The organism is Ralstonia sp. 24A2 (genome assembly GCF_051783885.1).
Taxonomy (GTDB): Bacteria; Pseudomonadota; Gammaproteobacteria; order Burkholderiales; family Burkholderiaceae; genus Ralstonia.
The window spans coordinates 890,205-904,330 of sequence record NZ_JBPVZD010000001.1 but is presented as its reverse complement, the minus strand read 5'-3'; the positions used below and the strand labels follow the sequence as shown (position 1 = coordinate 904,330).

The 14,126-nt window shown below is 62.3% G+C and carries 14 protein-coding genes; 5 read left to right on the top strand and 9 right to left on the bottom strand.

The genetic code is table 11. The features are described from left to right. Positions 1–9: 9 nt before the first annotated feature. The 9 genes from leuD to ACS13N_RS04185 form a co-directional block, all read right to left on the bottom strand. Positions 10–660, bottom strand: coding sequence for a 3-isopropylmalate dehydratase small subunit (gene leuD / locus ACS13N_RS04225; RefSeq protein ID WP_048932749.1), 651 nt, complete (start codon positions 658–660; stop codon positions 10–12). A gap of 23 nt (positions 661–683) precedes the next feature. Continuing rightward, complete coding sequence (gene leuC / locus ACS13N_RS04220; RefSeq protein ID WP_438930489.1) at positions 684–2,093, bottom strand: 3-isopropylmalate dehydratase large subunit; 1,410 nt, start codon at positions 2,091–2,093, stop codon at positions 684–686. Positions 2,094–2,326: 233 nt separating this feature from the next. Next, a complete protein-coding gene (gltA, locus tag ACS13N_RS04215) occupies positions 2,327–3,628 on the bottom strand; it encodes a citrate synthase (protein WP_438930488.1) in 1,302 nt (433 codons plus the stop codon). Positions 3,629–3,750: 122 nt separating this feature from the next. Further along, positions 3,751–4,038, bottom strand: a complete 288-nt coding sequence (locus tag ACS13N_RS04210; protein WP_438930487.1) for a succinate dehydrogenase assembly factor 2 — start codon at positions 4,036–4,038, stop codon at positions 3,751–3,753. A 56-nt stretch (positions 4,039–4,094) separates the two neighbouring features. Next, positions 4,095–4,796, bottom strand: coding sequence for a succinate dehydrogenase iron-sulfur subunit (locus tag ACS13N_RS04205; protein WP_021194920.1), 702 nt, complete (start codon positions 4,794–4,796; stop codon positions 4,095–4,097). Positions 4,797–4,818: 22 nt separating this feature from the next. Further along, complete coding sequence (gene sdhA / locus ACS13N_RS04200; protein WP_438930486.1) at positions 4,819–6,597, bottom strand: succinate dehydrogenase flavoprotein subunit; 1,779 nt, start codon at positions 6,595–6,597, stop codon at positions 4,819–4,821. 3 nt (positions 6,598–6,600) lie between these two features. Then, positions 6,601–6,966 carry a succinate dehydrogenase, hydrophobic membrane anchor protein gene (gene sdhD, locus ACS13N_RS04195; protein WP_438930485.1) on the bottom strand — a complete coding sequence of 122 codons (366 nt, stop codon included), beginning with the start codon at positions 6,964–6,966 and terminating at the stop codon, positions 6,601–6,603. 10 nt (positions 6,967–6,976) lie between these two features. Further along, positions 6,977–7,387, bottom strand: coding sequence for a succinate dehydrogenase, cytochrome b556 subunit (sdhC, locus tag ACS13N_RS04190; protein WP_438930484.1), 411 nt, complete (start codon positions 7,385–7,387; stop codon positions 6,977–6,979). Positions 7,388–7,645: 258 nt separating this feature from the next. After that, the gene (locus ACS13N_RS04185; protein ID WP_438930483.1) at positions 7,646–8,458 is read right to left on the bottom strand and encodes a GntR family transcriptional regulator; all 813 of its coding nucleotides are present in this window, start codon (positions 8,456–8,458) and stop codon (positions 7,646–7,648) included. A gap of 355 nt (positions 8,459–8,813) precedes the next feature. Here ACS13N_RS04185 and ACS13N_RS04180 point away from each other — a divergent pair, with 355 nt between their 5' ends. The 5 genes from ACS13N_RS04180 to ACS13N_RS04160 all read left to right on the top strand — a co-directional run bounded on the left by ACS13N_RS04180 (position 8,814) and on the right by ACS13N_RS04160 (position 14,101). Beyond that, positions 8,814–9,803 (top strand): malate dehydrogenase, encoded by a 990-nt coding sequence (locus ACS13N_RS04180; RefSeq protein ID WP_438930482.1) that lies wholly within the window; start codon positions 8,814–8,816, stop codon positions 9,801–9,803. 112 nt (positions 9,804–9,915) lie between these two features. Next, complete coding sequence (locus ACS13N_RS04175; protein WP_438930481.1) at positions 9,916–10,896, top strand: HpcH/HpaI aldolase/citrate lyase family protein; 981 nt, start codon at positions 9,916–9,918, stop codon at positions 10,894–10,896. Between the two features lie 31 nt (positions 10,897–10,927). Next, a complete protein-coding gene (gene prpB, locus ACS13N_RS04170) occupies positions 10,928–11,824 on the top strand; it encodes a methylisocitrate lyase (protein ID WP_438930480.1) in 897 nt (298 codons plus the stop codon). 256 nt (positions 11,825–12,080) lie between these two features. Continuing rightward, positions 12,081–12,614, top strand: a complete 534-nt coding sequence (locus tag ACS13N_RS04165) for a hypothetical protein (RefSeq protein ID WP_438930479.1) — start codon at positions 12,081–12,083, stop codon at positions 12,612–12,614. A gap of 35 nt (positions 12,615–12,649) precedes the next feature. After that, positions 12,650–14,101, top strand: coding sequence for a bifunctional 2-methylcitrate dehydratase/aconitate hydratase (locus tag ACS13N_RS04160; RefSeq protein WP_438930478.1), 1,452 nt, complete (start codon positions 12,650–12,652; stop codon positions 14,099–14,101). The last annotated feature ends 25 nt before the right edge of the window (positions 14,102–14,126 follow it).

The following is a 14,126-nucleotide window of genomic DNA, read 5'->3' as shown; positions in this document are numbered from 1 at the left end:
GTGGTCAGCTCAGCCGACGAGCTTGTGTGCGAGCCACGGCATCTTCGCCAGGCGCTGCGCTTCGTAGGCCTTGATCTGGTCTGCATAGCGCAGGGTCAGGCCGATGTCGTCGAAACCGTTGAGCAGGCAGTACTTGCGGAATGCCGTGATGTCGAACGGATACGCCGTGCCACCCGGCGTGACGACGACCTGCTTGTCCAGGTCCACCGTCAACTGATAGCCAGGGAATGCCAGCGTCTCGTTGAACAGGTGGTCGACTTGCGACTCCGTCAGCACGATCGGCAACAGGCCGTTCTTGAAGCAGTTGTTGAAGAAGATGTCGGCAAAGCTCGGCGCGATGATGGCGCGGAAGCCGTACTGTTGCAGCGCCCACGGTGCGTGCTCACGCGAGCTGCCGCAGCCAAAGTTCTTGCGCGCCAGCAGCACCGATGCACCCTGGTAGCGCGGCTGGTTCAGCACGAAGTCCGGGTTCAGCGGACGCTTGCTGTTGTCCTGGCCGGGTTCGCCGACGTCCTTGTAGCGCCATTCGTCGAACAGGTTCGGGCCGAAGCCCGTGCGCTTGATCGACTTGAGGAATTGCTTCGGAATGATGGCGTCGGTGTCGACGTTCTCGCGGTCGAGCGGGGCCACGAGGCCGGTGTGGATGGTGAATTGTTCCATGATTGCTCTCTCTATCCTGCCGCTCAAGCGAGCTTGCGCACGTCGACGAAGTGGCCTTCCAGCGCGGCCGCGGCGGCCATCGCCGGGCTCACCAGATGGGTGCGGCCACCCGCGCCCTGACGGCCTTCGAAGTTGCGGTTGGACGTGGATGCGCAACGCTCGCCCGGGTCGAGTCGATCTGCGTTCATTGCCAGGCACATCGAGCAACCCGGCTCGCGCCACTCAAAGCCCGCTGCCTTGAAGATCTTGTCGAGCCCTTCGCGCTCGGCCTGTTCCTTCACGAGGCCCGAGCCCGGCACAACCATCGCCAGCTTCACGTTGGAGGCGATCCGCTTACCTAGCTTCTGCACAACCCACGCCGCAGCACGCATGTCTTCGATACGGCTGTTGGTGCACGAGCCGATGAAGACCTTGTCGATGTTGATGTCGCTGATGGCAACGTTCGGTTGCAGGCCCATGTACTCAAGCGCGCGCTCCATGGCGTTGCGCTTGTTCGGGTCTTTCTCTTTGTCGGGGTCCGGCACGCGGTCTTCAATGCTGACCACCATTTCCGGCGACGTGCCCCAGCTCACTTGCGGGCGAATCTCCTCAGCACGCAGCTCGACCACGTGGTCAAAGTGGGCACCTTCATCCGAATGCAGCGTGCGCCAGTAGGTCACGGCCTGCTCCCACTCCACGCCCTGCGGCGCGAACGGACGGCCCTTGATGTACTCGAGCGTGACGTCATCCACGGCGACCATGCCGGCGCGCGCGCCGCCTTCGATCGCCATGTTGCACACCGTCATGCGGCCTTCCATCGACAGCGCGCGGATGGCCGAGCCGCCGAATTCCATGGCATAGCCCGTACCGCCTGCCGTACCGATCTTGCCGATGATGGCGAGCACGATGTCCTTGGCGGTACAGCCGCGCGGCAGCGTGCCTTCCACCTTCACGAGCATGTTCTTGCTCTTCTTGGCGAGCAGCGTTTGCGTAGCCAGCACGTGCTCGACTTCCGACGTGCCGATACCGTGCGCCAGCGCGCCGAATGCGCCGTGCGTGCTGGTGTGCGAGTCACCGCAGACCACCGTCATGCCCGGCAGCGTCGCGCCCTGCTCCGGCCCGATCACGTGCACGATGCCCTGACGCTTGTCGGTCATCTTGAATTGCGTGATGCCGTAGCTGTCGCAGTTGGCATCGAGCGTGTCGACTTGCAGCTTGGAGACCGGATCAGCAATGCCGTGCGAGCGGTCGGTAGTCGGCACGTTGTGGTCCGACACGGCCAGGTTGGCGCTGATGCGCCAGACCGGACGCTCGGCCATCTTCAGGCCTTCGAACGCCTGCGGGCTCGTCACCTCATGCAGCAGTTGACGATCGATGTAGAGCACGGTCGTGCCGTCGTCTTCGGTATGAACGACGTGGTCGTCCCAGAGTTTGTCGTAGAGCGTCTTGGCCATGATGCGATCCGTGCACAACGCGCCTCAATTTTTGGATTCGAGGCGGCTGTGCGAGCAGTTTCGTGGGGAGTGATCGATTATGCCACCCGGTACATTGCGCACCGGACGTGACTGACGAAAGGGGGTTTCGTCATTTCGCGAAAGCTCGCCCGGGCAATTTCCGGGCAACAAAAAACCCCGCCGGTTTCCCGGGCGGGGCTCTTGCAAAGCAGAAAGCCTGACTTCGGCGTGGCTTAGCGCTTGTCGATCGACGGCACTTCGCGGGTGGCGGCGCCGTTGAACAGTTGGCGCGGACGGCCGATCTTGTATTCCGGATCGGTGATCATCTCTTCCCACTGCGCGATCCAACCCACCGAGCGGGCCAGCGCGAAGATGCAGGTGAACATCGACGACGGGATGCCCAGTGCGCGCTGCACGATACCCGAGTAGAAGTCGACGTTCGGGTACAGCTTGCGGCTGACGAAGTACTCGTCTTCCAGCGCGATCTTTTCCAGCTCCATGGCCAGCTTGAACAGCGGGTCGTTGTGCAGACCCAGCTCTTCCAGCACTTCGTGGCAGGTTTCGCGCATCAGCTTGGCACGCGGGTCGTAGTTCTTGTACACGCGGTGGCCGAAGCCCATCAGGCGCACGCCGCTGTTCTTGTCCTTGACCTGCTTGATGAACTCGGGAACCTTGTCCACCGAGCCGATCTCTTCCAGCATGTTCAGTGCAGCTTCGTTCGCACCACCGTGCGCCGGGCCCCACAGGCAGGCGATACCGGCGGCGATGGCGGCGATCGGGTTGGTGCCCGACGAGCCAGCCAGACGCACCGTCGAGGTCGACGCGTTCTGCTCGTGATCCGCGTGCAGGATGAAGATGCGGTCCAGAGCACGCTCCAGCACCGGGTTCACCTTGTAGTCTTCACACGGGGTGGCAAACATCATGCGCATGAAGTTGCCGGTGTACGACAGGTTGTTCTGCGGGTAGATCAGCGGCTGGCCGATGTTGTACTTGTACGCCATGGCCACCAGCGTCGGCAGCTTGGCGATCAGGCGGATCTGCGAGATCTCGCGCTCACGTGGGTCGTTGATGTTGGCGGCGTCCGGGTAGAACGCGCTCATCGCACCGACCAGGCCCGTCAGCACGGCCATCGGATGGGCGTCGCGGCGGAAACCACGCAGGAAGAACTGCATCTGCTCGTGCACCATGGTGTGATTCGTCACCACATGGTTGAACTCTTCCTTCTGCTTAACGTTCGGCAGTTCGCCCTTCAGCAGCAGGTAGCAGATCTCCATGAAATCGCACTTGCTGGCCAGATCGTCGATGGCGTAGCCGCGGTACAGCAGCTCACCCTTGTCGCCATCGATGTAGGTGATCTTGGAATTGCACGACGCGGTCGACATGAAGCCGGGGTCGTACGTGAACTTGCCCGTCTGGCCGTACAGCTTGCGGATGTCGATCACGTCCGGGCCAACCGTGCCCTTATAGATCGGCAGCTCAACGCTGGGCGAGCCATCGGAAAACGATAGTGTGGCTTTCACATCGGACGGCGTCATGTCGGTTTCCTTCTCTGCTGTTTATAAAAATGAAGTCGGGAGACTCCCGCCAGACGGATCAAGGCATGCCGTGGGGGCGGCAGGTTCGATTCGTCTTGCGGCAACCTCTCGCGCGCCGGTGTTTAGGCCGAGCGCAGCAAGGTCAGGACGTGCTGGATGCGCGGCACGTCGAGTTCACCCTCCGGCTCCTTGCGTGCAAGCAGGAGATCCATCAGGTCGTTGTCGGGCAGCTCGAACAACTGTGAGAGTGCGGCAACGTCGTCATCCGACAGTTCCGTCTCGTAACGGTCAAAGAAGCGCTCGATGATGATGTCGTTCTCAAGCAGGCCGCGCCGGGCACGCCAGCGCAAACGGGCGCGCTTGTGCGGATCGGACTGGTGGGAGAACGTTGGGGTATTCACAGCAATCATGCTCTAAAAAACGCGTCGCCGGAAAAACCGCTCCGGCGACGCTTGTGGCTTGCGGCTTACACCGCGCGGCGCACCATCAATTCTTTGATCTTGCCGATGGCCTTGGTCGGGTTCAGACCCTTCGGGCACACATCGACGCAATTCATGATGGTGTGGCAGCGGAACAGGCGATACGGATCCTCGAGGTTGTCGAGGCGCTCGTTGGTCGCTTGGTCACGGCTGTCGGCGATGAAGCGGTAAGCCTGCAGCAGGCCAGCCGGGCCGACGAACTTGTCCGGGTTCCACCAGAACGACGGGCACGACGTCGAGCAGCTCGCACACAGAATGCACTCGTACAGTCCATCCAGCTCTTCACGCTCTTCCGGCGACTGCAGACGCTCCTTCTCGGGCGGCGGCTCGTCGTTGATCAGGAACGGCTTGATCGAGTGGTACTGGTTGAAGAAGTGCGTCATGTCGACGATCAGGTCGCGCACCACGGGCAGGCCCGGCAGCGGGCGCAGCACGATCTTCTCGGGCAGCTCGCGCATGTTGGTCAGGCAGGCCAGACCGTTCTTGCCATTGATGTTCATGGCGTCCGAGCCGCACACACCTTCACGGCACGAGCGACGGAACGCGATCGACTCGTCCAGCTTCTTCAGCTTGACCAGCGCGTCGAGCAGCATGCGCTCGTGACCGTCGAGTTCCACCTCGTAGGTCTGCATGCGGGGCGCTGCGTCCTTGTCCGGATCGTAGCGATAGACTTCAAAAATACGCTTCATTTTTGTGGGTCCTTCTTGTCCGTTAGAACGTACGCGCCTTGGGCGGCACGCTTTCCACCGTCAACGGCTTCATCGTCACGGGCTTGTACTCCAGGCGATTGCCTTCGCTGTAGTACAGCGTGTGCTTCATCCAGTTTTCGTCGTCGCGGTTCGGGAAATCGCTATGGGCGTGAGCGCCACGCGATTCCTTGCGAGCAGCAGCCGACACCATCGTCGCCTTGGCAACTTCCACCAGGTTGGCCACTTCCAGCGCTTCAACGCGCGCGGTGTTGAACACCTTGGACTTGTCCTTCAGGTGGATGTTGGCACCGCGCTCAGCCACTTCCATGATGCGCTGGACGCCTTCGTCCATCAGCGTCTGCGTGCGGAACACACCAGCATGCGACTGCATGTTGCGACGGATGTCGTTGGCGACGTCCTGTGCGTACTCACCCGAGCTCGACGAATCCAGCTTGGCCAGGCGCGACAGCGCGAGGTCAGCGGCATCAGCCGGCAGCGGCTTGTGTTCGCGGTTCTTCAGGTTCTGCGCAATGATGTGGTTACCCGCCGAACGGCCGAACACCACCAGGTCGAGCAGCGAGTTCGTGCCCAGGCGGTTGGCGCCGTGGACCGACACGCACGAGCATTCGCCGATCGCGTAGAAGCCATTGATGACTTCGTTCGGGTTGCCGTTCTTCGGCACCACGACCTGACCGTGATAGTTCGTCGGAATGCCGCCCATCTGGTAGTGGATGGTCGGCACAACCGGGATCGGTTCCTTGATCGCGTCGACGTTGGCGAATTTCAGGCCGATTTCGCGGATCGACGGCAGACGCTTCATGATGGTCTCGGCACCGACGTGGGTCAGGTCGAGCAGCACGTAGTCGCCGTTCGGGCCGCAGCCACGGCCTTCTTTGATTTCCTGGTCCATCGAGCGCGACACGAAGTCACGCGGTGCCAGATCCTTCAGCGTCGGAGCGTAGCGCTCCATGAAGCGCTCGCCATCCTTGTTACGCAGGATGCCGCCTTCGCCGCGCACGCCTTCCGTGATCAGCACGCCCGCGCCGGCCACGCCGGTCGGGTGAAACTGCCAGAACTCCATGTCTTCCAGCGGCACGCCAGCGCGTGCTGCCATGCCCAGGCCGTCACCGGTGTTGATGAAGGCGTTGGTGGAAGCGGCATAGATACGGCCTGCACCGCCCGTGGCGAACAGCGTCGTCTTGCCTTCGAGGATGTAGACCTCGCCGGTTTCCATTTCCAGCGCGGTCACGCCCAGCACGTCGCCTTCCTGATCGCGGATCAGGTCCAGCGCCATCCACTCGGTGAAGAAGTGGGTCTTGGCCTTGACGTTGCGTTGGTACAGCGTATGCAGCAGCGCGTGGCCAGTACGGTCAGCGGCAGCGCAAGCGCGTTGCACCGGCTTCTCGCCGTAGTTCGACGTGTGGCCACCGAACGGACGCTGATAGATCGTGCCGTCGGCGTTGCGGTCGAACGGCATGCCGAAGTGTTCCAGTTCATAGACCACGTTCGGCGCCTGACGGCACATGAACTCGATCGCATCCTGGTCACCGAGCCAGTCGGAACCCTTGATGGTGTCGTAGAAGTGATAGTGCCAGTTGTCTTCGCTCATATTGCCCAGCGAAGCACCGATACCACCCTGCGCCGCCACGGTGTGCGAGCGGGTGGGGAAAACCTTGGACAGCACGGCCACGGAGAGGCCGGCTTCAGCGAGCTGCAGCGATGCGCGCATGCCCGAACCGCCCGCACCGACGATCACGACGTCGAATTTGCGGCGCGGCAGCCCAGTCTTGACTGCGACCATGTCTTAAACCCTCCAGAGAATCTGAGCTGCGTAGCCCGCACAACCAACGAGCCACAGAATCGTCAACACTTGCAGCGTCAAACGCACTGCCACGGGCTTCACGTAGTCCATCCAGATGTCACGCACGCCAATCCATGCGTGATACGTGAGCGACACGAACGCCAGGAACGTCAACATCTTCATCCACTGGTTGGCGAACAGGCCAGCCCAGCTTTGGTACGACGTGTCTTTCGACAGCAGGAATGCAGCCAGCAGCACGACGGTGTAGACCGCCATGATCACGGCAGTGACGCGCTGCGCGAGGAAATCCTTCAAGCCGTAGTGCGCGCCAACGACGAGGCGCTTGGGACCGATATTGTTATTTGCCATCAGACGCTCCTCAGAACAGGCCGAACAGCTTCGCGCCGAACACGACGGTCAGCAACAGGCTGACGATCAGCACGCTCACAGCCGACTTGGAGGACGTTGCCTTGTCGATACCGACATGCAGGTCGAGGAGCAGATAGCGGATGCCGGCGCAGAAGTGGTGCAGGTACGCCCAGATCAGTGCGAGAACAACAATCTTGGCGAAACCACCGGACAGAAGCGCCGTGAACTTGGCGAAACTGATTTCCGACGTGAGACTTTGCTCGAGCAAGTACAGCACGAACGGAAGAAGAAGGAACATCAGTGCACCGCTGGCACGATGCAGGATGGACACCTTGCCGGCCCAGGGCAACCGATAGCGGGCGAGATCGCCCAAACCGATGTTCCTGAATTCCGGCCTGGCTTTCTTGGCGGCTTCTGCCATGTCAGACCCCATTGGCTAATCAACTAACAAAACTGCTTTGCACAAATCCGCACGATTCTATCGCGCTTTTGTTGCGCAGCGCACCAATAATTCCACGCGGCGCGCTCCACTTTTGTGCTTCCTGCCCTCGCCTGCCAGTGGCGTGATGCGCGGGCAATTATCTGTTCTACACCGCCTTCGTGACGCGCAATACGCTGTTGCACGCTCAACAAATCAAAACGCCACCGGCCCGCATGAACCGGGCTCGGCGGCGCGTCGTCAATTCAATTCGTTCTGATAGTAGTGCCGCGTCGTGACGTACAGGCCACGGCGTATTTCCACCGGCTTGTCGCCGAACGTATGCGACACGCGCTCCACCGACAGTAGCGGCGACCCCGCCTGCACCGACAGCAGCTCAGCCGTCGCCGCGTCCGCCGCCACAGCGCGAATACGCTCCGTAGCACGCAGCATGCGCACACCGAACTCCGCCTCGAAGAACGCGTACATCGGGCCCTTCCACTCGGTCAGCTTTTCAGCCGTCAAGCCTTTGAAACTGGCACCCGGCAGCCAGATCTCTTCAAACACCGTCGGTTCGCTGGAGAAAAACAGCACGCGGCGAATTTGCACAACGCTGTCGCCGGCTTTGAGCTCGAGCAGGCGGGAGATCTCAGCCGGTGCACGCATGCGCTTGCACTCCAGCACGCGACTGCTGGGGTAATGCTGCTCGCCTTGCTCCGGCATCAGGCGCAGGAAGCGAAACTGCACACCCTCTTCGTAATGTGTGGTGACGAATGTCCCCTTACCCTGGCGGCGCGCCACCAGGTTCTCGGCAGCCAGTTCGTCGATCGCCTTGCGCACGGTGCCCTGGCTGACCTTGTAGCGGGCCGCCAATTCCATCTCGCTGGGGATCATTTCGCCCGGTTTCCATTCACCGGTCTGCAGGCTCTGCAGAATCAGCTTCTTGATCTGCTGATACAGCGGGCTGAAGGTGGGTGACCCGCCCCCGGCACCCGCAGATGCGGGCTGCGCGCCGGCCTCACCACCGTTAGACGGCGGCACGACGGCGGGCTGAGGGCTGGATGTACTCGACATAACTGCCGATTTCACCACAAAAGCGACGAACGCGTCCAGCCCGTTTATAGAATGTCTTATGTCTTATATAAGACAGAAGATTGATTGACTTTCGAGCAAGGCCCGCCCTACACTCGCGCCTGTTCCGGACGACGGGCTCCGCACTTGCGCCGGCAGGCTTCAAGGTCAATCGCAAGGGTGTTTCCACTTCGTCATGCGGACGCATTAAACTGCGAGGCTCTTGCTGATTCCGAGCCGACCGCCCACGAGGCGCCGACCGTTGCCGGCAATGCCTGCGAGGCTGCACCGACATCCCGCCTGGATGCCCCGCCGCGCGCAGTGCGATCCGCTTTTCACTACCGTTTGGAGAGTTCTCATGGCAAAAGCACCCATGCGCGTCGCAGTGACCGGCGCTGCTGGTCAGATCGGTTACGCCCTGCTGTTCCGTATCGCCTCCGGCGAAATGCTGGGCAAGGACCAGCCCGTCATCCTGCAACTGCTGGAAATCCCCGATGAGAAGGCCCAGAAGGCACTCAAGGGCGTGATGATGGAGCTCGACGACTGCGCTTTCCCGCTGCTGGCCGGCATGGAAGCCCACTCCGACCCGATGACCGCATTCAAGGACGTGGACGTGGCCCTGCTGGTGGGCGCCCGCCCCCGCGGCCCGGGCATGGAGCGTGCAGACCTGCTGTCGGCCAACGCCCAGATCTTCACGGCACAGGGCAAGGCCCTGAACGCCGTTGCCTCGCGCAACGTCAAGGTGCTGGTGGTCGGCAACCCGGCCAACACCAACGCCTACATCGCCATGAAGTCGGCACCGGACCTGCCGCGCGAGAACTTCACTGCCATGCTGCGCCTGGACCACAACCGTGCCCTGTCGCAGATCGCCGCCAAGACCGGCAAGCCGGTGTCGAGCATCGAGAAGCTGTTCGTCTGGGGCAACCACAGCCCGACGATGTACGCCGACTACCGCTACGCCACGATCGACGGCAAGAGCGTCAAGGACATGATCAACGACCCGGTGTGGAACAACGACGTGTTCCTGCCGACCGTCGGCAAGCGCGGTGCGGCCATCATTGAAGCGCGCGGCCTGTCGTCGGCTGCCTCGGCTGCTGGCGCTGCCATCGACCACGTGCGTGACTGGCTGCTGGGCTCGAATGGCAAGATCGTCACGATGGGCATTCCGTCCAATGGCGATTACGGCATTCCGAAGGACGTGATGTTCGGCTTCCCGGTCACCACGGAAAACGGCAAGTACAAGATCGTCGAAGGCCTGGAGATCGACGAGTACAGCCAAGGCAAGATCAAGATCACGCTCGACGAGCTGGAAGGCGAGCGCGCTGGCGTGCAGCACCTGCTGGGCTGAAGCGCATGATCTGAGGAAAAACCGGAGCGGATCGGCAACGAACCCTCCGGTTTTTTCACATCCGGAACACCGGCGCCCGAGCAGCAAGCGCCACTCATACCGATACGACGCAGTGCATCCCACCGAGGTTTTGTTCCAGGACGACGGCGCTCCGGCCCAACTGCCGGTTTGCGACCACTATGCGGGCGCAGAAAAGCTGATGCGCAAGTCGCTCGCCCTGCAACAAGCCCTTGGCCCCGTCTTCGACATCACGTTCGACTGCGAGGACGGCGCCGCCGTCGGCCAGGAACGTGCGCATGCCGAACTGGCCGCCGCGCTCATCAACAGCGACGACAACCACTTCAACCGCGTCGGCGTACGCATCCACGACCCGAACCACGATGCGTGGACGCAGGACGTCGACATCCTTGTCGGCCAGGCCGGCAGTCGCCTTGCCTATGTGACCGTGCCCAAGGTGCGTGACGTGGTGGAAGTAGCCCGTGTGACGGATCGCGTCAACCAGGCCGCCAGAGCCGCCGGCATCGCGCGGCACCTGCCGATCCACGTGCTGATCGAAACGCACGGCGCGCTGGCGCAAGTGTTCGATATCGCCTCGCTGGTGCAAGTCGAATGCCTGAGCTTCGGGCTGATGGATTTTGTTTCGGCGCACAACGGCGCGATTCCGGGTGCGGCGATGGGCTCGCCGGAACAGTTCGAGCATCCGTTAATCCGCCGCGCGCTGACCGACATCTCCGCCGCGTGCCATGCCCACGGCAAGGTACCGTCGCACAACGTCAGCACCGACATCAAGCACCCGGGCCGCGCCGGCGACGACGCAGCGCGCGCCCGCAATGAATTCGGCTATCTGCGCAAGTGGAGCATCCACCCCGACCAGATCGCACCAATCGTTTCCGCGTTCCGCCCGTCGCACGAAGAAGTGACACAGGCAGCCGCCATTCTTGCGGCGGCGCAGGATGCGTCGTGGGGCCCGATCCAGCATGCTGGGCGCCTGCACGACCGCGCCAGCTACCGCTACTGGTGGGCCGTGCTGCAACGTGCGCACACCACCGGCGTGCCGATGCCGACCGAAGCCGCCTCGCGCTTCTTTGCGTGACGCGTGCCATTGCATTGAGAGGAGATTCGCCATGACCGACACCCCCAAAGCCAGCGCAGGCACCCGCTTCCGCCAGGCCCTGGTCGAAGAATCGCCGCTGCAGGTTGTCGGCACGATCAACGCCAACCATGCCCTGCTGGCCAAGCGTGCCGGCTACCGTGCAATCTATCTGTCGGGGGGCGGCGTGGCAGCAGGGTCGCTGGGCCTGCCTGACCTCGGCATCTCCGGCCTGGACGACGTGCTGACTGACGTGCGCCGCATCACCGATGTGTGCGACGTACCGCTGCTGGTGGACGTCGACACAGGTTTCGGCGCCTCCGCATTCAATGTGGCGCGCACGACCAAGTCGCTGATCAAATTCGGTGCAGCGGCCATGCATATCGAAGACCAGGTCGGCGCCAAGCGCTGCGGTCATCGCCCCAACAAGGAGATCGTCTCGAAGGACGAGATGGTCGACCGCATCAAGGCTGCTGTTGACGCGCGCACCGACGCCAACTTTGTCGTGATGGCCCGCACCGATGCGCTGGCCGTCGAAGGTTTCGAGCGCGCCCTTGAACGCGCCGTGGCCTGCGTGGAAGCCGGCGCGGACGCGATCTTTCCTGAGGCGATGACCGATCTGTCGATGTATCGCAAGTTCGTCGATGCGGTAAAGGTGCCTGTACTCGCCAACATCACTGAATTCGGCCAGACGCCGCTATTTACGCGCGATGAGCTGGCCTCGGTGGGCGTGTCGATGATCCTGTACCCGCTGTCGGCGTTCCGTGCGATGAACAAGTCGGCAGAGAACGTCTACGCCGCCATCCGCCGCGACGGCACACAGAAGAACGTGGTCGACACGATGCAAACGCGCATGGAACTGTATGACAGCATTGGTTATCACGATTACGAAGCCAAGCTGGACGCGCTATTCGCGCAGAACCGCGGCTGAGCATCACGCATCCGCCCCATCCACACCAACCCATCACCAAGGAGAGCGGCCGGGACGAAAAAGCGCGAGGTGACGTGCCCAAAACCGGGCCGTGCATGGCCGACACCCCCCATTTGGGCGAAGGCTTGCGTTGCCATGTCACAGAACGTTGGGCGCCGCGAGCAAATCGGTCAAAATACCGGCCGGTGCGCGCAAAGCCGTGGCATTCTCGCCCACGGCAACCGCCTCCCCACTCCGTCTTACCGAAGGAAATTCTATGAACAAGTTCATCGTGGGCGCCTGCGCCAGCGTTCTTGCCCTGGCTGCGTCGCAATACGCAACCGCACAGACCACTCCGGCCAAGCCGGCCGCCAAGAAGGCCGTGGCCAAGAAGAAGGCCGCCAAGAAGGCTGCCCCCGTGGCCGCGGTCAAGCCGGAAGGCGTGCAATGGAAGTGCGAACTCGGCAACGAGCTGTACATCGCCGGCGACATGACGCGCGACCAGATCATCAAGCTGCACTGGAAGGGCAAGAACTACGATCTGCCCCGCCAACTGACCCACACCGGCGCCGACCGCTACTTCGACCAGAAGACTGGTTTCGACCTAGTGGTGATCCCGGCCAAGGCCATGCTGTTCGACCGCAACGAAGGCCACCGCCTGGCCGACGAGTGCCAGACCGCCGAGATGGCTGCTGGCGGCTCGGCCCCGACCCAAGGCGGCGCCCTGCGTGCCCCGGCCGGCCTGCCGCTGATGCTGCAAGACAATGCTGCCCCGACATCGGCACCCGCAGCCCAGCCTGCCAAGCAATAAGGCGCACTGACGCAAGAGGCCCACAGGAGCCGCCCATGTCCGCACCGGTTGCGTACATCCGCCCGAAACCCGACAAGGTCATCGTCGATATCGTCGACTACGTGACCGAGTCCAAGCTCACCAGCAAGACGGCCTATGAAACGGCCCGTCATTGCCTGCTGGACACCTTGGGCTGCGGGTTGGAGGCGTTGTCGTATCCGGCGTGCACCAAGCTCCTGGGGCCCATCGTGCCGGGAACCGTCGTGCCGAACGGTGCGAAGGTCCCAGGCACACAATTCCAGCTCGATCCGGTACAGGCGGCGTTCAACATCGGCGCCATGATCCGCTGGCTGGATTTCAACGACACGTGGCTGGCTGCCGAATGGGGCCACCCGTCGGACAACCTCGGCGGCATTTTGGCCGTGGCGGATTGGTTGTCCCGCACGAACATCGCCAACGGCAAGAAGCCGTTCGTGATGCGCGACGTGTTGACCGCGATGATCCGCGCCCACGAGATCCAGGGCTGCATCGCGCTCGAAAACGCATTCAACAAGGTGGGTCTGGACCACGTTGTGCTGGTCAAGGTCGCCACCACGGCGGTGGTCGGGCAACTGCTCGGGCTGTCGCACGACGAGCTCATCAACGCCGTGTCGCTGGCGTGGGTCGACGGCCAGGCGCTGCGCGCCTACCGCCATGCACCGAATACCGGCAGCCGCAAATCATGGGCCGCAGGCGATGCGACCAGCCGCGGCGTACGCCTGGCGCTGATGGCCAAGACCGGCGAGATGGGCTACCCCTCCGCCCTCACCGCCAAGGGCTGGGGCTTCTACGATGTGTCCTTCAACGGACAGCCGTTCAAGTTCCAGCGCAAATACGGCACGTACGTGATGGAAAACGTGCTGTTCAAGATCAGCTTCCCGGCCGAGTTCCATGCGCAGACCGCCGCCGAAGCGGCCATGACACTGCACAAGGCGATTGCGAAGGTCGGCAAGACCATCGACGACATCGAAAAGATTACGATCCGCACGCACGAAGCCGCGCTGCGCATCATCGACAAGCAAGGCCCGCTGAACAACCCGGCAGACCGCGACCACTGCATCCAGTACATGGTTGCCGTGCCACTCATCTTCGGCCGGCTGACGGCGGAAGATTACGAAGACACTGTCGCCCGCGACCCGCGCATCGATGCATTGCGCAAGAAGATCGTCTGCGTGGAAGACAAGCAGTTCACCAAGGATTACCACGACCCCGAGAAGCGCTCGATCGCCAATGCGATCACCGTCCAATTCAAGGATGGCCGCGCGCTTAAGGAAGTCGTGGTGGAATACCCGCTTGGCCACAAGCGGCGGCGCAAGGAAGGGATGCCGCTGCTGGTCGAGAAGTTCAGGACCAACCTGGCCCGCCGTTTTCCGGCCAGGCAGCAGGACGCGATCCTGGCGGCATCGCTAGACCAGAAAACGCTGGAAGCGATGCCGGTCAATGCGTATGTCGATTTGTACGTGATTTGAATTTGTCGATTTGAAGTATCCGCAA